This window comes from Streptomyces sp. NPDC053048 (genome assembly GCF_044547045.1).
Lineage (GTDB): Bacteria > Actinomycetota > Actinomycetes > Streptomycetales > Streptomycetaceae > Streptomyces.
On sequence record NZ_JBITZS010000021.1, the window covers coordinates 1 to 16,958 of the forward strand.

Genomic DNA, 16,958 nt, shown 5'->3' on the forward strand with positions numbered 1-16,958 from the left:
ATAGACGAATTCCCGAAAGGAGAAAGGGAGGAAAGGAGCCGGGAAATGGTTCGGGCCCGACGCGGTAATTCCCGCATCGGGCCCGAACATCCCACTTTCAACACTCCGTCAAATTCGGGCGCTATTCGGCACTGTGATCTGCCGTAATGCGCTCCTGGAGTTCCTTTGGATCGCGAGGGATAGAGGAATTTTCGGCGTCCTCGAAGGTGCCTCGGAGTTTGTTCACGGCCTGTCGGGAGATACCGGCCTTGCGTCCCAACTCGGCGTCGTTGTTGCTGTGCTGGGGGTCGTCCCAGCTGATGATCTGGGCGAGGCGCCCGGCAACCGCGGCCCGGTAGCGCTTGAGGGCGCCCTCGGCCTCGTCGCGGGCGTTGGCGAACAGCGTGAGCTCGTCCACGAGCGCCTGGCGGAGCCGCGCGCGGTGATCGCGCAGGGCGCGGGCGGTGCCGATGAGCTTCACGCCTTCGGAGGCCGCCGTCTGCTGGAACTCGTGGGCGAGGGTGTTGAGGTAGGCGTCGGTCGAGTCCGGGGTGACGCGCCGAGCGAGGCTGAGGCGGGTCTGGACGAGCCAGTGGGCGGCGTCGAGGGGGCGGAGGCCGGCGGCCTGGTCCGCGCGGTACTGGTAGAGGTGGGCCCGGGTGCCGACCAGGCCAGCGTGGTACCGATGCGCGTCCTCCTCGCTGATCTCGTAGTACTCGGCGAGGTTCGGGAAGGGGGCCCCGGCCGGGATCAGGTCCATGCGGGAGAGGTATCCGGCCTCCTCGTCCAGGATCTCGTCCGAGGCGTCCGCGAGCGAGGGCGAGACCAGGTCGGGGAAGGGGCCGACTGCGTCCGCGAGGTCGATCAGCCACGGACGGCGCCCCTCGGGCGCCTTGCGGGAGCGGTGGCACGCCTGGTCGATGTCGAGGCCGGCAGACGCCGCCTCCGCGGACCAGTCGAGTTCGTCGGTTCCGGGGACGGGCAGCAGGGTGTCCAGCAGGCGCTGGGCGAGTGGCGCCAGCTCCTGGGCGAAGCCGTTGCCCTCGGCCACGTCGTGGTACGGACGCTCGTCCACCCCGGAGTCGATGACCCAGTAGAGGGCCCGGGGGACGCCCTGCCAGTGGCTGGGGGCGAACAGGGCGCCGGGGTAGTAGTCCTTGTCCCGGTCGCTGCGGCGGTAGTCGGAGCAGTGGAAGGACAGTTCCCCGGTGACCGTGTTGAGGACGATGCGCTGGTAGTGCCCGGCGCCGGTGCCGAGCGGCTGCGGGCCGTTGGTGCCGTTGCTGTCGAGCCAGGCGTGGATGGCGACCTTGTCGGGGATCGGGGGCACGTCCGCCTCGGTGACCTCGCGGACGGTAACGGTCGGGGCCTTCGGATTCGACTTCATGTCAATCAGGTTGACGTGTAGACAGTCTGAGGCGCAACCAGGTTGACACGCTTCGCTGAGGTTGGCGGAAAAGGGTCGCTGCGGCTCTGTAGAGCCAGAGCTTGTAAAAAAGGACGCAAGCAAGCTTGCGTCCTTGGAAAACGGCTGCCCGGTGAGGCTAGGTGAGAGTGGCGCGGAGGTAGGCCGCGGCCTCCTCGGCAGCCTGCCGGGTGTCCTCGTCCTGGGCCTGCGGGGCCAGCTCCAGGAGCAGGCCCGCGACGGCGTCCAGCACGGCGTTGGGCACCTCAGACGTCTGCACGGCAGCCAAGGCCGCGCGGGCACGGGCGGCCGGCGTCTGCGGGGCTCCGGGCTCGGGGATCACGGCGTTGACGCCGCGCCCCAGCGCGCGATCACGGGAAATGTTCGGTGTGGTCATCAGGACAGTCTGACGGCCGCTCAGGGGACCGCCAGACCGGCCCTGCCGGCCGTCCTCCCCAGCGACGGCGAAGGAGGACGCACCGGATCAGTGCTGGCGGAGGTGCTAGGGGTGAGCGCGGGCCCGTTCGAGGGTGGGACGCTCCCGGACGACTTCACCGGCGATGATCGCGCCCTCGGGGGGGATCACGTGGCACCGGTCGCCCATGTTCCGGTCGAAGTCATAGTGCCCTGTGTCCCTGGCGTGCTCGCCGATCCACCGGTGCATCGTGCCTTCGTCGGGGAGGTTGCCCGAGTGGGCATGGCAGTTCCCGAGGTCACTCACGCACACCGCCCCGAAACGGGGCAATGTGTCGGGATCGCGGACGATCTCGAACTCGCCGAAGCGGAAGTAGCGCGTCACCTGGTCCCGCCCCTCGTCCGTGCGTGAGGGTGCCTGGCGATCTCCACGTTCGTGTCCGTGACCTTGGAGCGGTTGCCCCGCCTGCGGGCCTCTTCCCTCTGCTTGGCCAGCGCCGTGCACACGTCGCAGCCCTCCGCAGGGGTCGGCTCTCTCGTCATGGACAGCATGGCCGTTCTCGGCAGCATCGTCGTCATCTGCGCGACGCTATGCACAGTCGCGACCACGGACAGGGACAGACTGTCCCCCTCAGCTCGCCAGTACCTGTACCTCTTCGGCGAGGGCCATGGCATCCGACTTCAGCGGCCCGCGGGCCTCCTTCGCCAGGTCGTACACCAGGGTCCGGGCGACCGGGGTGAACCTCACGGTCTCCGGCGCCACCTCGACGGCGCGCTTCATCCAGTGCAGGGCGCCGGCGTGGTCCTTGCGCTGCTTCTGCGCGCGCCCGAGCTCGATCAGCACGCGCGAGCGGCGCTCGACGCTGGGGACCGCGTCGAGGTCCACCGACTCGGCGCGGCTCATGGCTGTGCCTGGCGTCCTGAGGTCGGTTGCGACGCTGACGGCGTGGATGTCGGCGTTGCCCCTGCCGAAGACGGTCCAGGAGTGGGCATACCCGGCGGGCAGCCGGTCCGCGGTGCGGTCGGCCTCGTCCCAGTGCCGCCACGCGTCGCCCTCGGAGCCCTCGCGGGCGTGGGTGATGGCGGCGTGGAGGTGCAGGGCCCCGTAGACGCCCCGGAGGTCGTTGGGGCCCGTCTCCAGGTAGGGCTTGATGGCCTCGGCCGCCTCGGTGACGACGCGGATCGCCTCCTCGGCGTAGCCGGACTCGCGCAGCCCGTTGGCCCAGGTCCAGGACGCGCCGGCGAGGCACAGCGGACTGTCGGCCTCCTGCGCGGAGTTCCTGCCCCGGTCGGCGATCAGCCAGTACAGCTCCGGCTCGACGGCGAAGGCGACGGCCTGCTGGGCGAGGTGGTGAACGTCGGCGAGAACGGCGTAGGCCTTCCGGCGCTCCGGGCCGTCGAGACGGCGGGGGAGCGCTGAGGCGTCGCGGATGAGGCCGGGGAGCAGGGCGGAGATCTCCGAGCGCTGGAAGCGGGAGGAGTGCCACAGCCGCCAGGCCTCGGCCACGCGTCCGCGGAGCACGTCCACGGCCGGCGGCTCGTCAGGAGCGGCGAACAGGGGGCCCCGCAGGGCCTCCCGGATCTCGGCGACGCCCGGCAGCATCAGCCTCGAGGACGGGCCGACCGGGATGGGCACGGAGTCCCCGGTCAGGAGGCTCAGGTCGCTGAGCTTCAGCGCGGTCGCGAGCCGGACCAGCAGGACGTGGTCGCGGAGCTGGCGCTCGCCGGCCTCGACCTTCTTCAGCCAGTCCGGGCCGCGCCCGACAAGGCCGGCGAGCACGGGCCGTGTCATCCCGCGCCGTTCCCTGTAGAACCGGACGCGCTCCCCAGTGGTCATCCCGGCCGGGTTCGTCATTGCCGCTCCCTGTACGAGGTCAAGCCCTTCTGACCAGCGTACGCCGCACCAACCCGCGCGAACGAGCCTTGCTCAGCCACCAGTTGACGCCCGGTCGGGTTCTTCGGTTACAGGGTGGGCGGATTCTTCTTCAGCCATTCCTCAAGCGCCTGCGTCACCGCGTCTTTCAGCTTCACCTGATGCACGGCGAGGGCCACGCTCAATTGCCGCCGAAGAGGCATGGGAATGGTCGTCGTGATCGCCGTCTCGGAGACTTTCTCGGGCTTGGGCGATTGCGTGCGACGGCCGGAGAGCTGAGGTTCTTCAGAAACGTCCTCATAGGCAGGCATCAGGCAGCACCCTTCATCACGGTCTCAATACGCTCGCGGCTCCACTTGTACACGTCGGTGAACAGTGCCGCCATTGCCTTCCCCTGGCCGTCGATCTCGGCGAGCGGGCGGGCGAGTTCCGCCATGTTCTTGATGGCGACGAGTTCCGGCAGCCGTGTCGGGCAAACACCTTCGGCTCCCACGATCTTCGCCATTTCGTCGGCGCGCTGATGATGGACGGAAAGGCTCGTGCGGAACCGGTTGACGATCATTCCGGCAATGGCGAGATCCGGGTTGAGGATGTCCCGGTCGGCCGTGACCCTTTCCGCGATACGCCGGGCTGCTTCTACCGCGTCGTATTCCCCTTCGCATGGCAGCAGGAGAACGTCACTGGCGGTCCATGCGATGTCGATCTGATGGCTGAGCAGATTCGGGGGGCAGTCGATGAGAACGAGGTCGAAGTCCACGACGACGCCCGCGAGGGCCTTCAGGAGCCGGCGCTCGCTGGCGGCCTGGGCGGCGCTGCGCGGCAGCAGCTCCAGGTCGAGGTGCGCGGGCGCGATGCGGATGCGGTCGCTGTAGATGCCGCCGTAGCCGCAGGGGACGAGCACGCGCTCGATCTCGCCCCGGGCGGGGCGCTCCAGGACGGAGGCGAGGCTGTTGCGCTGGCGCTCGTCGGGGTCGGCGGAGACCTGGGCCCGCAGGCGCCGGGTGAGGTTCCCCTGGGCGTCCATGTCCACGACCAGGACGCGGTGGTCGGCCTCGGCCGCGGCGACCGCGAGGCCCTGGGCGGTGCCGGTCTTGCCGACGCCGCCCTTGTGGTTGGCGATCGAGACATGGGGTGGGAGTGCTGTCATACCTGCCTGCTCCGGGGGTGAAGGAGTCGTTCGTCAGGCCAGACAGTGGCAGCAAGTTTCCAAGCGAGCAAGTTTGCAAGCATCCTTCGGCAGGTCGCCCTACGAGTTGCCTTACGAGTTGCGCTACGAGGCGCCCTACGAATTTCCCTACGAGTTGCCGTACGAGTAGCCCCCAGCCGTCGCCAGTCAGGGGGTGGTCAAGGGGTCTGACCTGCGGGTCAAGGGGTCACGGCGGGCCCCCGGCGGGCGCCGACTACTTCTCTGCAGAGGGGTCTGAGCGAAGCCGAACCCGTAGCCGACGTCCGATGCGGCTGTGAGCAGGGCGCCTGAGGCATGCCCGGCAGTCAGCCGAACGGCCGTTCCTGCCGACGCCACCGCCGGGCAGACGAGGCAGCCAGTTTCCAAGGAACCAAGATTGCAAGCTTCCTTGGATGGTTGCTTACCAGGTTGCTTTTCAAGTTGTTTGTCAGGTTGTGTTTGAGGTTGTCCGTCAGGTTGCTTTTCAGGTTGTCTCGGCCCTGCCCGGCGGGCGGAGAAAGCCGCAGGTCACGAGCTATGACAAGCCCTGCTAGAGCTGCCGACTACTTCTGTATGAGGGTCCGTGCACCACACGGAGCCTCATACAGAAGGTCCGGACCCGTGCCGTCGTCCGCTGCGGCCTGTTTGTCGAACGCGTGAGGCCCCGCTCCGCCGATTCCGGAGCAGGGCCTCAGCTTCTCGCGCTGTGCCAGTGTCAGAGCAGGTCGTCGTCCGCGTGCGGGATGACTGTGCGGCAGTAGTGGCAGCGCGCGCCTTCGGTGGTGTCCATGGTCCGGCCGGTACAGGCCGGGCACTCGCCGCGTTCCAGGACCGGGCCGCGTCCGGCGACGCAGGCCGGGCAGGAGTGGCCGGCCTTGTCCTCGAGCACCCACCCGGCGAGGTCCACGAGCTGCTCGAAGTCGAGGACGTCCTCGGCGCGGGTCGGTTCGTGGTCCAGGCCGGGCGCGGCGGTCGGGTCTGCGACGGGTTCGAGGTAGATCGCCATGCAGTCGTCGCGGTCGCAGGTGATGGCGTCGCGGATCATCGGGAGCCCCCTTCGTTGGGTTACGGAGCGTGGTCGCCTACTGGGTAGTGGGTACTGGGTAGTGGGTACTGGGGTGCCGTTGTAGAGGGGTTTTCCGGGCCGCGGGCGCTGGCGAGGGGGCTTACCGGGTAGTGGGGAGCACCCCACTACCCACTACCCGGTAGCTGTGCGTGGTCAGGCGTAGTCGCGGTGGACGTAGCAGGAGTGGGGGCCGTTGTCCCGGTAGACCAGCTCCTTGCACGCGCGCAGGGCGGTGCGGACGGTCTTGCGGTCGAGGCCGACGATCTCGGCGATGGCGCCGACCTTCATGCCGTCCGCCCCGCTCGCGCGGATCGCCTCGATGGCCTGCGGCAGCCACGCGGGTCCGGCCGGCTTCTCCTCCTCCGAGGGCTCGGGCCGCTCCTGGCGTGGTGTCGGCCTGTCGGCCTCGGTGGCCTCGGGGATCTTGTCGAGGGCGGCGAGGAGATTCGACAGGTCCGCATCCGTCAGCGGCCGGTCGTCCTGCGGCTGCTGAGGCTCTTCCTGCTTCGGCGCCTGGGTGGTCTCGCTGCCGTCCACCGGTCGGGAGGGGAGGTTGAGGGTGCGGCGGTATTCGATTTTTCCGCGCTTGGTGGTGCCTGCCGGGCTGCTTTCGCTTTCCGTGGCGCCGATGGAGGAAAGAAGCTGGTTGATGTTCTCCGGGGACCACCTTTCGAGGTAGGCGTCTCCGGCTGCTTCTGCCGCCGACTTTTCGAGGGTCGGGCGGAAATGGCGGGTTCGGATGGCGATTTCGCGGTGCAGGGTGGAATCGGTGAGGAACGTTCGCATGGCGGTGGGATAGATCTCGGTGTCCGGGTCTCCGGTAACGGCTCCGATGACGCCGGAGCCCTTTGAGCGGAGCTGGCGGGCGTCGATTCCCTTTACGCGGCTGAACAGTTTTGCCACGGAGGCTCCTTCGGAGTCGGTGGCGGTGAGGGCGACGCGGACGGGGGAGTATTTGCGGATGGCGCTGTCTCCGAGGCTGGAGACGTTGCCGTCGGTGGCGGTGAGGATCAGGCGGATGCCCATGGCGCGCAGGGTGCGGATCACGGCCACGATCTTCGTGCGGACCCGGTTGCGTACGGGGTCGCGGCCCTCGTAGGCGAGCATTTCGGCGCCCTCGTCGATGATGCAGAAGATCATCGGCTGCTGCGGGGTGATGTGCAGCAGCTTGGTGTTCGCCGCGTCAGCCAGGCGCCGTTCTCCGATGGCCAGCAGGGCGTCCAGCATCGTCTCGGCCTCGGCCAGGGTGGTGGCCATCCAGTCGATGACGGGTTGGGTGTCCTCCGGCGGGCGCGCGCTGCCCGCGGGCGGGTCGATGCGGCCGGCTGCCTCCAGCCAGGGGCGGTTCCAGTGCTTGAAGTCGGCGCACCGCTTGCCGACGTCCATCGCCATCACCAGCACGTCGTTGCAGCGCGCGAACGAGGCGACGATGCCGTCCAGGAGGGTGGTCTTGGCGCTGCCGGGTGGGCCGATGATCAGGGCGCAGGCTTCGCGCAGGTGCAGCTCGATGGGGTGGCCGGAGCGGTCCACGGCCCAGGGCACGGGCCCGTTGACCGTGAGCGGGCTGCCGCTGGCCTCCTCGATGGGGTAGCGGGTGGTGAGGGCGGACATGTCGTGGGTGTCGATGTCCAGGATGAGGTGGCCCTGGCGGCCGGCGCGCTCGACGCGGACGAGGCATCCGGTGGGCAGGCGGGCGGCTTCGGCCAGGGCCTGGGCGTATCCGGCGATGCGGTCGGAGGTGATGCCGATCGGGAGGCTGATCTCCATGGCGAACCCGGAGCCGTTGGGGCGCCGGGTGAAGCCGCCTCCGAACTCGACTGGCACGCGGGTGACCTGGCGGATGAGGGCCATCCAGGCGTCGATGGTGGCCCAGTCGGCGCGGGCGATCTCGGCCTCGGCCATGGCGGCCTGCAAGGCGCGGGCCGCGTCGTCGGCGGCTTCCTCTTGGACCTCGGAGGCGTAGGCGGCTCCGCCGATGCCCACGGTGATGGCGGCGAGCGCGGCCAGCGCGGTCCATGCCTGCTGTCCGGTCCAGGTCGCGGGTTCGGAGGCGATGACGACGGAGGTCCAGCCGGAGGACAGCAGCCAGCCCGCGGCGCGGGTGGCCAGGCTGAAGCGGCCCAGGCGCTTGCGGAGGCCGGCGCCGATGCCGTGCGCGGCGGCGCCGACGACGCCGACGGCGAGCGGCCAGCCGGAGGGCATGTGGGTGAGGGCACCGGTGGAGGCCACGGCCATGGAGGTGGTGGCCATGGCGAGCGGGCCGGATACGGGCCCGTGCCGGGCGGCCCAGTCCAGGGCCAGGTGGGCGCGGTGGTCAGCGGCGGTCTTCCGGGCCATGAGGACTCCCTCGTTCGGTGGGTGTGGTGGTGCGGGGCGGGCGGACGCGCCGGGGCGCGCCCGCCGGGTGGTGCGCGAGGGGGTGCTACTCCTCGTTGCGGCTGACGTCCCACATCTCCTCGGCCGTGCGGCCGTCGGTGTGCCGGGCGATGTCCTCCTCGTGGTGGGTGTGGAACAGCTCCCCGACCGCCTCGGCGGCGTCCACGCAGCTCACGAGCTGCTTGTGGAGGTCCTGAAGCGCGTCGTTGACCGCCGGGTGGAGCGGCATGTTGTCCGGCGAGCAGGTGGCCGCGACGGTCGCGAAGGTCTCGGCGATGGCGGCCATGGCCTCGGGCAGGGTCTCGATCTGGGCCAGGACCTGCATCATGCCGCCGGGCTCGGCGCTCTGGGCCTGGGTCAGCATCTCGGCCGCTGCCTCGCGGAAGTCGAATCCCTGGGTCATGTCTGCCTCCTGTGTGGTGGTGGGTGCGACCTCGCCAGCGCGGCGGGGCCGGTCAACGTCGCCGGGCCTGGGGCGCTGTTCCCGCGCCCGGTCGGCCTCGGCCTGGTCGTGCTCCTCGTAGGCCGCGACGTCCCGCTCGACGCGGGCCTGGGTGGCCGCGTGGGACAGCCCGCGCCACACGGCACGGCCCCAGCGCGGCGGCCGGATGCGCAGCAGCTTGGCCAGCGGCCACAGGACCATCGCCAGCACCCCGAGCGGGGTGGCGGCCAGCGCGGCCAGGGCCCGGCGGGCGTGGAAGCGGGCCGCAGACCGGCGCAGGGCCCTGCGCCGGTCCCGGGTGCGGGCGCGCTCCTCGATGCGGGCCTGGGCCCGGCCGCGCCAGCGGTTGCGCATCTGGTCGCGCGCTTGCCGGTACGCGGCGCGTCGGCGGGCCAGGAACCCGCGCGGCTCCTGCTTGTTTGCCCTGCCGCCCGTGCCCTTCGGCGTGGTGCCGCGCGACTTCGGGGCGGTGGTGGTGGCCCCGTTCTGGCGGCGGGCGCGGGCCAGGGTCTGGGCGGCAGCGCCGCGCCCGGCCCGCAGCATCCGTCCAACGGCCCCGCCACGGCCCCCGGATGCCCTGTGAGCGCTGCGCTGGCCCCCACCCGGCGTCCGGTGCCCGCCGGTTGCCGCCGTGCCCTTGGACAGGGACAGGCGGCCCCGCCCGGTCCCGGTTCCGCGGTTCTGCTGCTGGGCGCGGCGCTGCTGCCGCGCCTGGCGGCGGGCGTCGGCCAACTCCCGGCGCGCAGCCGTCTGCTGCACACCAGCAGCGGTCCGGCCCACGCTCGCGGTCTGCGACGCGCCCTGGCGGCGTGCCTGCCGCACCGCGGCGGCGTGCTGGGCGGCGCGGCCCAGGCCGCTGCCCAGCCGGCCGGAGCGCAGCGCGCCCGAGCCGAAGCCTGCCCCCGACCCGCGAGTACCGGAGCCGGAGCGGCGAGGCGCGGCACCGGCGGAGCGCAGCAGCGAAGTGGCCCCCGGGCGGGCGCCCGCTCGCTGGGTGGGGACACCACCCGGGCGGCCGGGCGTCCGAGGGCGAGCGCGGCCAGCAGCGCCAGCCACCCTCGGGGCGCGGGCGACCGCGACGACGGCGGGGACCAGGACGAGCGCCCCGGCCAGCAGCAGCGCCGCACCGCCCCCGGCGGCCAGGCCCGTGGCAGAGACACCGGCGATGGTGCCTGTGGTGCCCACGGTCACCGCCGGGACCACGGGTAGACCGCCCGGCGTGCTGACCTCCTCCGGATCGGGCGCGGTCTCCTCAGGGGTCTCCTGGGGGACCGCGGGGACCACCGGCGCCGTCGGAACGGCCGGTTCTGAGTCGGTCCCGTTCAGGGCGGATTGTGGGGCGGGTGTAGGAGTCGCCATGCTGTGCGTACCTCCAATGCCTTGACTGGCAGTCATGTGTGGGAGGGGCCCCGGCGGGGGGACGTCCCGCCGGGGCCGTCACGGAACCATCACGTCCCGTGAGGGTAGGTGCCGGATCGGACACCCTTCCAGCGATATGCAGATCAGCAGTTCGTCGGGAACTCGCCCGACTCCTGCCGCAATACGGGCAGTTCGGGGCGGATAGTGACCAACTGGCCGTGGTAGCTGGTCAGTGCGCGGCGTACCGGGCTGTGCTCCGGCGGCATGTCCGGGTCCAGGACCACAATGAGCAGCCGCCCGTCGCCCTGCCGGTTCACGCGTAGCCGCCGGTCATCCGGCCGTCGTGCGGCCGGTCCGGCCCCTTGGCGCTCGCGGCCTTCTTCGCCTCGCGTACGTACCGGTCCACGCTGGCCACCTTCGGCATGCCGCCGAGCACCGGGGCCAGGTGCCGGGCGATCACTGCCGCATCGGTGATGCCCATCGCGTAGAGCGCGTGCACCCCCGCCCGTAGGTTCGCCGGCGGCTCCTCCCCGGCCTGCTCCAGCGGCTGCGGCCGGGCGGGCGGCTCGGGACCGGTCCCCGGAACCTCCGCCATCTCCTTCCGGAAGACTTCCGACGGTTCCGGCCCGCTGACCTGCGCGGATACCGGGGTCTCCGGAGGTTCCGGAACCTTCCGCCGGGGCGCGGAAGGCCGGTAGGACTCCACCTGCTCCAGCACCCGGTGGGTGGGGAACCCGGCGTCCATGGCCTCCTGCATCGAGGCATCCGCCTGCGCACAGGCCGCGTGCCACGCAGGCCCGTACCCCTCGCTCGCGGCGATCTCCCGGGCGTAGAGCTGATCGGCGACCGCCTGCCGCAGCACCTCCTGGTCCGGCTCAGGCTCCGGCTCGACGTCGATGACCTCGCTCGCCCGGTGCACGTCGTGCGTGGCACCGGGCCCGTAGAGCCGCTCGACGGCCAGGCGGTGCGCGGCGGCCTTCGCCCGGGAGCGGGCAACCCGCCGGTCCACCCCGGCCAGTGCCAGCTCGGCCGCGGCGGCGTCCTGCTCGGCCGCGACCCACCCGGCGGCGCCCGGGGAGAGGTCGCGGTGGACGAAGCTCAGGACGCCCAGCCACAGCAGCTTGGCCACCAGCGAGACCATCGCCCCGCAGACCGCGAGGCCGACGTCGTCCTGCTTGATGCCGTCCCCCGCCAGCGCTCCCATGGTCAGGACCAGCAGGACCCAGCCCAGGATGCGGGCCGACTTCCGGCGCCGGCGGTCGTAGCGGCCCAGGAACTCCATCAGCAGGACGACGATCCACGACGCGTCGAACACGCTCGCCGCGACGTAGCCGACCCCACCGTGCAGCAGGTTGCCGATGCTCACCGTGGACCACACCACCGAGGCCAGCGTCAGGCCACCGGTCACGACCAAGGCCGCCGCGAGCGCACGCTGCTCCCAGTCCGCCGGGATCGCGGGCGGGGTAGGCACGGGCATTTCCATGGGCACCTGGTGCGTCTTGCCGCGCAGGGTCACCGGGACGACGCGCCGTTCGGTCTGCCTCCTCATCACGCCTCCCCCTCCGTCTGGACCGGGGGGAGGGGCACCGCCACGATGTCCCACCCGCGGGGGGTGAGCGGCGTGGCTGCGGGCCGCTCCGTCCAGGCGTCGCCCGGCGCGCCGCTGTCCTCTGCGGCGGTCCGGCCTTCCTGGCGGGTGCTGTGGATGCTCATCGGTCGGCCGGCGTGGCACATCACGTAGAACCAGCGGGCACCCCGGGTGAGGGCGGTGGCCTCCTTGAGCTCCTGGCGGAGCCGGGTGGCCTCGGCCTCGAGAGTGGCCAGCTGCTTGGTGGCCGACTCCTCCGCCTCGATCGCGCCGCGCAGCGACTCCCGCAGCATGTCGGCCTCGATCTGGAGCTCCTCGGCCCGGTCGCGGGCGGCGTCGACGTCGTCGCGAAGCACTTCCGCGGAGGCCTCGGCCTCGCCGACGCGGCGGTCGACCCTCACGAACTGCTTCTGCCAGTCCGCGCACTCCATCACGTACGCCGCCACGTCGGCCTCGGCCTCGGCGACAGCGGCCCGCAGGGCGCGCAGAGTGCGGGTACGGGTGAGCCGGATCATCAGCGCACCCCCTGCCCGCCGCACGCGGAGCAGGAGCGCCACGTCTGCCGGACGACGTTGCCGTCCCTCTCGGTCTCGGTCGCGCCGCGCGCCCCCTGGCAGGTCTCACAGGTGCGGGGCTCGTACTGACTGATCACGCCCATGGGCGTGCCGGTACGATCCATGACGGATCGCCTCCCTGATGTAGCAGGTAGGTGGTCAAGGCCTCGGGCATGGGTGGTGACACACCCTCCCGAGGCCGCCCTCGTTTCCGGGGCAGGGCTCCAAGATGACACAACTCTTGCCGGGAAACAACAGCTATGTTTGGAGCCGAACACCCTGATACGCTGTCCGCATGGTTGAGCTACCGGAAGAGCAGCGGGCCACCGCGCTGAGACACCTCGCTGAGATCGGGCAGCGCCGTACCCAGCTGCTTGCGGAAGCTGAACGACTCATCAGTGACCTGCGAGCGGCAGCCATCGAGGCTGACCGCGTGGGTGCCAAGCGGAGCCGCATAAGCGAGCTGGCCGGCGTCAGCTCCAAGACTCTCTACAGGTGGCTCTCAGACGCAGGCGTGGAAGTCCGAACCAAGAAGGGGGTGGGCTGAACATGTCCGAGGACCCGATCAGCCAAGAGATGGCTCGTCTCGTCAACGAGAAGCTCCAGCGAGTGATCGACAGACAGACCGAGCACACCATCGCCCTGGCCAACCACACCTCCTCGCTCGACCGCCTGGAGAAGGGCCAGGAAGAGATGCGGGCAGCGCTCTCTCAGCACCAGACGACGCTGGACGAGATCTTGCGCATCCTGCGTCAGCAGGGCTCCGGAGACTGATTGAAGGAAGCGACCCCTTGACCGCCTACGGATCGAAGCTGGTCAAGGGGCTGATCACCTGGAGATCGGAGACGCCGCTGGGGGTGTCCCCTACAGGGCGTAAGCTCTCCGCTACTTGATCCAAAAACGCGAGAGACCCCCGGGTCATCGGTGTTGGTAGCACCTACCCGAAGGGCCTCGCGTGAACGCGTCTCGTGGTTCGTTGTCGAGTGTAAGGGAGATTTCTCCTCCCCTGCCAGACAGCGGGCCACGGCATTGCCAGAAAGGCCCGATACATGCGCAAGCGTCCCACCCCTACGGATGAGGGCGACGCCTCTTCTCAGCCCAGATCATCTACGTTCGGCACCCTTGTCCCGATCCCGGGAATGCGTGCCGGGTGGTACTACAACCCGATCGACCGGGCGATCATGCACAGCAGCACGCGTGAGGGTACGCCGCTCGTTGTCGGCTTCGTCCCCAAGGTCATCGGCCTGATTACGGCCCGTTCCGAGGACGGCAAGCACAACGGCATCCGCTACCTCGTCGACACGATCGAGGGCCCGCGCCGGGTGAGCGAGGACGAACTCGACAACGGGACCTGGGCCGGGAAGATCGGCGTGCAGAAGCCGTCCGGGCGTGACGCCGTCCAGGCGTTCGCCACCATCATCCGCAAGCAGTCCCTCGACACGCCCGAAGTTCCCTCCCGCGTGTCGCGCGCTGTGGACGGCTCCCTGGTCATGCCCGAGGCGGACGCCCAGGACATCGGCTACCGCGTCACCTGCGGCGAGGAAGAGCCCGCCCGCGACTTCTGGGCCATGGCCGGGTACTTCGCCCACGAGCACGGTCCCACCGCCCTCATGCTCGGTGCCGCGTTCGTCGCCCCGCTCCTCGAGGTGCTCGGCCTGCCGGCCTGCGTGGTGAACCTGTGCGGTGACGGCCAGTGCGGCAAGTCCACCACCCAGGTCGTCCAGGCCTGCCTCTACGGCTCGATCCGCGGCGACCTCCAGGAGCTGATGCGGGGCTGGGACACCTCCAAGCAGGGCCTGCCCCAGCTTCTGCGCGACGCGCGGTTCCTGCCCATCTTCCGTGAGGAGTTCTCCAGCCTCGCCCTGAACCTTGCGGCGGCTGAGCAGCTGCTGTCCGCCATCGTCAGCGGCGCCACCCGCACCACCGGCGGTAAGGACGGCTCCGTACAGCCCGGACGGGGCCGCTTCCACTCCATGCTGGGCTCCAGCTCCAACCGGCCGCTGCGCCGCCCCGGGCAGACCGAGGACCTCGCCAGCCGCCTGTACGAGGTCTACGGCCCGTTCTGGAAGAACGCGTTCGTCAACGCCGAGGGCCAGGTCGTGGAGCCCAACCCGGAGGCCGAGCACCTCTCTCAGTGGCTCAAGCGTCAGGCCGCCGATTTCGCGGGCTGGCCCTTCGAGTGGGCGATCCAGGCCGGGGTGTACTCCGCGGAGTCCCTGGCGAAGTGGCGTCGGCTCCACCGGCGCCTGGCCAACGCCTACGGCGCGCACGTCGGCGGAGTGGCCGGCACCATCGCCGGGATGCACGCGGCCTGGGTAGTCGGCGCGCACATCCTCGGCGAGGTCATCGAGATTCCCGAACTCGCCCAGGCCGCCGACGCTGGCGCGCGCGAGCTGCTCGACGCCGCCACGGTCTCGGCGGTCGCCGCGCACCTCCCGGCAGGTCAGCGGCTCTGGGACGCGCTCGACGCCTCGCGGGTCGCCCCCTCGGAATTCCCGGCGATCGAGGAAGTCCCTCGACTTCTCGGAAGCGAAATGCGGTCACAGATCCAGGGGTTCACCACAAAAGATCAGTTGTGGGTTATCCCCGCTTGCCTCGAAGTCATCGCACGGAAAGCGGAAATTGAAAACGTGTCAGCGTGCCTCGCGGACATGAAGAATCGCAAGGTGCTTATCCCGGGCGATGGCCGGAACGATCGCAAGCGGATTTCCCGCACCCTCCGGGACCACACCGACCGCCTTCCCCAGCGCATGTACTGCTTCGCCGTCTCCAAGGCCGAGGAAGCCTACGGCGGGCCGGACGAGGACGAGGACCAGGAGCAGCAGCCCGGCGCCCAGCACCAGGAGCACCGGCAGCAGTCGGCGGCCGAGACGCCGCAGCAAGGTTCCAACGAAGTCAGCTTCCAAGAACTCTTGGAAGCTGACTTGCAGGGTTCCAAGGATGCTTGCAACCTTGCAAACCAGGAACCGGCTGCCGAAGCGGCCGTGCCGCAGCAGCGGCCCCAGCAGCGCCCGGTGCAGGCGCCGGCCGAGGTCCCGGACCTCATCGGTCAGCGCGTGGCCGAGGCGTTGGAGAAGCACGGCGGCGACGTCGAGACCGCGACCGCGGCTCTGGTCAAACGCGCCATCCCGGACGCCATGGCGCTCCTGGATGTCTGCCGGACCGGTGCCCGGTACGAGCACACCTCCTACCTGCCCTCGCTCGACATCCTGCGCAAGAAGTCGTCCAAGGACAGTGACCAAATCTGGGAGGCCCGCCCGAAGTTCCACCGCAAGGACCTGATTCGCAAGGGCCCCCGCAAGACGGTTACTGCGCTCGATATGAACGGCGCCTACCTGTCCGCCCTCAAGACGCATCTGCCGATCGGCGCGTTGCAGCACAGCACCGACGGCACACATAACCCGCGCCGTTCGGGAGTTCACCTCATCACGCCGCCGGAATGGAATCACCCTCACCTTCCCAACCCTCTCGGCGACCGCGAGGAACCGGGTCAGGTCTGGATTACCGAGCCCACCATGCGCCTCCTGCTCCGGATTTCCACGGAGAAGTACGGACGCCTGTGTGAAGCACCGGTTATCCACGAGTCGTACACCTCAGGTGCCAGTGAGAACCTTCTGGAGAAGTTCCGCCGCACTCTGAGGGACGCGCGAGAGGGTGCCATCGCCTCTGGTGACGAGGTGACCCTGGAATACGTCAAGTCGATGTACTCCAAGTTCGTCTCCACTCTGGGAGAGTCGAACGCCAATCACGACATTCGGCGCCCGGACTGGATGCACATCATCCGTTCCCAAGCTTTCTCGAACCTCTGGATGAAGGCAATGAAGGCCCACAATTCCGGGCTGACGATTGTTAAGATGGCGGGCACCGACGAATTGCACGTCGTCGGTGACTGGCAGCAGGTCTTTCCCGAGGGCCGGGGGGTTTCCCAGGTCAAGGTGAAGGACTCATACGAAATCGGGGAGAGTGAGTAATGCCGGGGAGGGTTCGCGACTTCGGCAAGTACGGCGCCCGCGGCCTCAAGTCCAGTGAGGCCGTCGCCATCCAGCTCGACATCCTGGCCGCCGGCATCGCGTCCCCCGTGGACAGCGAGCGCGGCTTGGCCGCCCGCCTCCGGTACCTCACAGGCTCCGCGGGCGGCTACGAGGCCATGGAGCGCGCCGGAATCTCCGTCAGTACCCGAACCCTCTTCGGGTGGCTGGCGGAGACCCAGACGCCTAACAGGGCCAATCTGGAGAAGATTGACAACGCCTATTGGGACTACCGGCGCCGGAATGTCGCCAAGGATCTCCTAAAGCGGCTTAATGCCGGTGGCGGTACTCGGGTAGAACTCTCGCCCATCGACCAATCCGCCGTTCCCTCCGTCAATCGGCAAGGCCAACCCCCTGGCCGACGGCGGGATATCGGGCATCGCTCGCTGAATGTCCGGCGCTGGGATGAAATCGTGGCGTGCTGGGCCGAAGACGACATGGACGGCCTGGAAGACGAGTGGTGCGACTGGCTCATGGATCTCGGCACTGACTGGGGTGAATACCACTACGTGAGCACTGTGGGTTTCTCCGCCTGAGTCAAGGGTTATTTCCGAGATTCAGCGGGTATCACCCATAGAAAGCGGGGGGTTGGGGCCGACGCGGGAAATATCCGCGTCGGCCCCAACTCTTGTTCTGAGGGACGCTGCGCCCCCTCAGACTCCCCAGCAACCCCCTATTCACCGCTTTTCCCTTTTCGGAATTCGTCTAC

The 16,958-nt window shown here is 69.7% G+C and carries 18 protein-coding genes; 4 read left to right on the forward strand and 14 right to left on the reverse strand.

The features are described from left to right. Positions 1–121: 121 nt before the first annotated feature. From ACIG36_RS33175 to ACIG36_RS33240, 14 genes are all read right to left on the reverse strand, one after another. Complete coding sequence (locus ACIG36_RS33175) at positions 122–1,366, reverse strand: hypothetical protein (RefSeq protein ID WP_399936214.1); 1,245 nt, start codon at positions 1,364–1,366, stop codon at positions 122–124. Positions 1,367–1,523: 157 nt separating this feature from the next. Then, on the reverse strand, positions 1,524–1,781 hold the full coding sequence (locus ACIG36_RS33180) for a hypothetical protein (RefSeq protein WP_399936216.1): 258 nt from the start codon (positions 1,779–1,781) through the stop codon (positions 1,524–1,526). 105 nt (positions 1,782–1,886) lie between these two features. Further along, a complete protein-coding gene (locus ACIG36_RS33185) occupies positions 1,887–2,183 on the reverse strand; it encodes a hypothetical protein (RefSeq protein ID WP_399936218.1) in 297 nt (98 codons plus the stop codon). Further along, positions 2,180–2,377 carry a hypothetical protein gene (locus ACIG36_RS33190; RefSeq protein WP_399936220.1) on the reverse strand — a complete coding sequence of 66 codons (198 nt, stop codon included), beginning with the start codon at positions 2,375–2,377 and terminating at the stop codon, positions 2,180–2,182. Before ACIG36_RS33190 ends, ACIG36_RS33185 begins: the two co-directional genes overlap by 4 nt. Positions 2,378–2,429: 52 nt before the next feature. Continuing rightward, a complete protein-coding gene (locus ACIG36_RS33195; RefSeq protein ID WP_399936222.1) occupies positions 2,430–3,653 on the reverse strand; it encodes a helix-turn-helix domain-containing protein in 1,224 nt (407 codons plus the stop codon). Positions 3,654–3,760: 107 nt separating this feature from the next. Then, positions 3,761–3,982 carry a hypothetical protein gene (locus tag ACIG36_RS33200; RefSeq protein ID WP_399936224.1) on the reverse strand — a complete coding sequence of 74 codons (222 nt, stop codon included), beginning with the start codon at positions 3,980–3,982 and terminating at the stop codon, positions 3,761–3,763. Then, positions 3,982–4,818 carry a ParA family protein gene (locus tag ACIG36_RS33205; protein ID WP_399936226.1) on the reverse strand — a complete coding sequence of 279 codons (837 nt, stop codon included), beginning with the start codon at positions 4,816–4,818 and terminating at the stop codon, positions 3,982–3,984. The genes ACIG36_RS33200 and ACIG36_RS33205 overlap by 1 nt, the downstream gene beginning before the upstream one ends. A gap of 733 nt (positions 4,819–5,551) precedes the next feature. Next, positions 5,552–5,881, reverse strand: a complete 330-nt coding sequence (locus ACIG36_RS33210) for a hypothetical protein (RefSeq protein WP_399936228.1) — start codon at positions 5,879–5,881, stop codon at positions 5,552–5,554. Between the two features lie 174 nt (positions 5,882–6,055). Next, positions 6,056–8,239 (reverse strand): hypothetical protein, encoded by a 2,184-nt coding sequence (locus ACIG36_RS33215; protein ID WP_399936230.1) that lies wholly within the window; start codon positions 8,237–8,239, stop codon positions 6,056–6,058. Between the two features lie 85 nt (positions 8,240–8,324). Continuing rightward, complete coding sequence (locus ACIG36_RS33220) at positions 8,325–10,079, reverse strand: hypothetical protein (protein ID WP_399936231.1); 1,755 nt, start codon at positions 10,077–10,079, stop codon at positions 8,325–8,327. A gap of 143 nt (positions 10,080–10,222) precedes the next feature. Then, on the reverse strand, positions 10,223–10,396 hold the full coding sequence (locus ACIG36_RS33225; RefSeq protein WP_399936233.1) for a hypothetical protein: 174 nt from the start codon (positions 10,394–10,396) through the stop codon (positions 10,223–10,225). After that, positions 10,393–11,628: a hypothetical protein gene (locus ACIG36_RS33230; protein ID WP_399936235.1), complete on the reverse strand. Its 1,236-nt coding sequence runs from the start codon at positions 11,626–11,628 to the stop codon at positions 10,393–10,395. The genes ACIG36_RS33225 and ACIG36_RS33230 overlap by 4 nt, the downstream gene beginning before the upstream one ends. After that, the gene (locus ACIG36_RS33235; protein WP_399936237.1) at positions 11,628–12,182 is read right to left on the reverse strand and encodes a hypothetical protein; all 555 of its coding nucleotides are present in this window, start codon (positions 12,180–12,182) and stop codon (positions 11,628–11,630) included. The genes ACIG36_RS33230 and ACIG36_RS33235 overlap by 1 nt, the downstream gene beginning before the upstream one ends. Further along, the gene (locus tag ACIG36_RS33240; protein ID WP_399936239.1) at positions 12,182–12,346 is read right to left on the reverse strand and encodes a hypothetical protein; all 165 of its coding nucleotides are present in this window, start codon (positions 12,344–12,346) and stop codon (positions 12,182–12,184) included. The genes ACIG36_RS33235 and ACIG36_RS33240 overlap by 1 nt, the downstream gene beginning before the upstream one ends. Before the next feature lie 170 nt (positions 12,347–12,516). On the opposite strand from ACIG36_RS33240, the gene ACIG36_RS33245 reads away from it, so the two are divergent. From ACIG36_RS33245 to ACIG36_RS33260, 4 genes are all read left to right on the forward strand, one after another. Continuing rightward, positions 12,517–12,768: a hypothetical protein gene (locus ACIG36_RS33245; RefSeq protein ID WP_399936241.1), complete on the forward strand. Its 252-nt coding sequence runs from the start codon at positions 12,517–12,519 to the stop codon at positions 12,766–12,768. Positions 12,769–12,797: 29 nt separating this feature from the next. After that, on the forward strand, positions 12,798–12,995 hold the full coding sequence (locus ACIG36_RS33250; protein ID WP_399936242.1) for a hypothetical protein: 198 nt from the start codon (positions 12,798–12,800) through the stop codon (positions 12,993–12,995). A gap of 275 nt (positions 12,996–13,270) precedes the next feature. Next, a complete protein-coding gene (locus ACIG36_RS33255; protein ID WP_399936244.1) occupies positions 13,271–16,192 on the forward strand; it encodes a DUF927 domain-containing protein in 2,922 nt (973 codons plus the stop codon). Then, positions 16,192–16,785, forward strand: coding sequence for a transcriptional regulator (locus ACIG36_RS33260; protein ID WP_399936246.1), 594 nt, complete (start codon positions 16,192–16,194; stop codon positions 16,783–16,785). Before ACIG36_RS33255 ends, ACIG36_RS33260 begins: the two co-directional genes overlap by 1 nt. Positions 16,786–16,958 lie beyond the last annotated feature (173 nt).

Excerpts from the sequence above, each read along its gene's own strand:
- ACIG36_RS33240 (WP_399936239.1), bottom strand. The coding sequence starts at position 12,346 with ATGGATCGTACCGGCACGCCCATGGGCGTGATCAGTCAGTACGAGCCC.
- ACIG36_RS33210 (WP_399936228.1), bottom strand. The coding sequence starts at position 5,881 with ATGATCCGCGACGCCATCACCTGCGACCGCGACGACTGCATGGCGATC.
- ACIG36_RS33260 (WP_399936246.1), top strand. The coding sequence starts at position 16,192 with ATGCCGGGGAGGGTTCGCGACTTCGGCAAGTACGGCGCCCGCGGCCTC.
- ACIG36_RS33215 (WP_399936230.1), bottom strand. The coding sequence starts at position 8,239 with ATGGCCCGGAAGACCGCCGCTGACCACCGCGCCCACCTGGCCCTGGAC.
- ACIG36_RS33230 (WP_399936235.1), bottom strand. The coding sequence starts at position 11,628 with ATGAGGAGGCAGACCGAACGGCGCGTCGTCCCGGTGACCCTGCGCGGC.
- ACIG36_RS33190 (WP_399936220.1), bottom strand. The coding sequence starts at position 2,377 with ATGACGACGATGCTGCCGAGAACGGCCATGCTGTCCATGACGAGAGAG.
- ACIG36_RS33195 (WP_399936222.1), bottom strand. The coding sequence starts at position 3,653 with ATGACGAACCCGGCCGGGATGACCACTGGGGAGCGCGTCCGGTTCTAC.
- ACIG36_RS33250 (WP_399936242.1), top strand. The coding sequence starts at position 12,798 with ATGGCTCGTCTCGTCAACGAGAAGCTCCAGCGAGTGATCGACAGACAG.
- ACIG36_RS33235 (WP_399936237.1), bottom strand. The coding sequence starts at position 12,182 with ATGATCCGGCTCACCCGTACCCGCACTCTGCGCGCCCTGCGGGCCGCT.
- ACIG36_RS33245 (WP_399936241.1), top strand. The coding sequence starts at position 12,517 with ATGGTTGAGCTACCGGAAGAGCAGCGGGCCACCGCGCTGAGACACCTC.
- ACIG36_RS33205 (WP_399936226.1), bottom strand. The coding sequence starts at position 4,818 with ATGACAGCACTCCCACCCCATGTCTCGATCGCCAACCACAAGGGCGGC.
- ACIG36_RS33255 (WP_399936244.1), top strand. The coding sequence starts at position 13,271 with ATGCGCAAGCGTCCCACCCCTACGGATGAGGGCGACGCCTCTTCTCAG.
- ACIG36_RS33175 (WP_399936214.1), bottom strand. The coding sequence starts at position 1,366 with ATGAAGTCGAATCCGAAGGCCCCGACCGTTACCGTCCGCGAGGTCACC.
- ACIG36_RS33200 (WP_399936224.1), bottom strand. The coding sequence starts at position 3,982 with ATGCCTGCCTATGAGGACGTTTCTGAAGAACCTCAGCTCTCCGGCCGT.
- ACIG36_RS33180 (WP_399936216.1), bottom strand. The coding sequence starts at position 1,781 with ATGACCACACCGAACATTTCCCGTGATCGCGCGCTGGGGCGCGGCGTC.
- ACIG36_RS33220 (WP_399936231.1), bottom strand. The coding sequence starts at position 10,079 with ATGGCGACTCCTACACCCGCCCCACAATCCGCCCTGAACGGGACCGAC.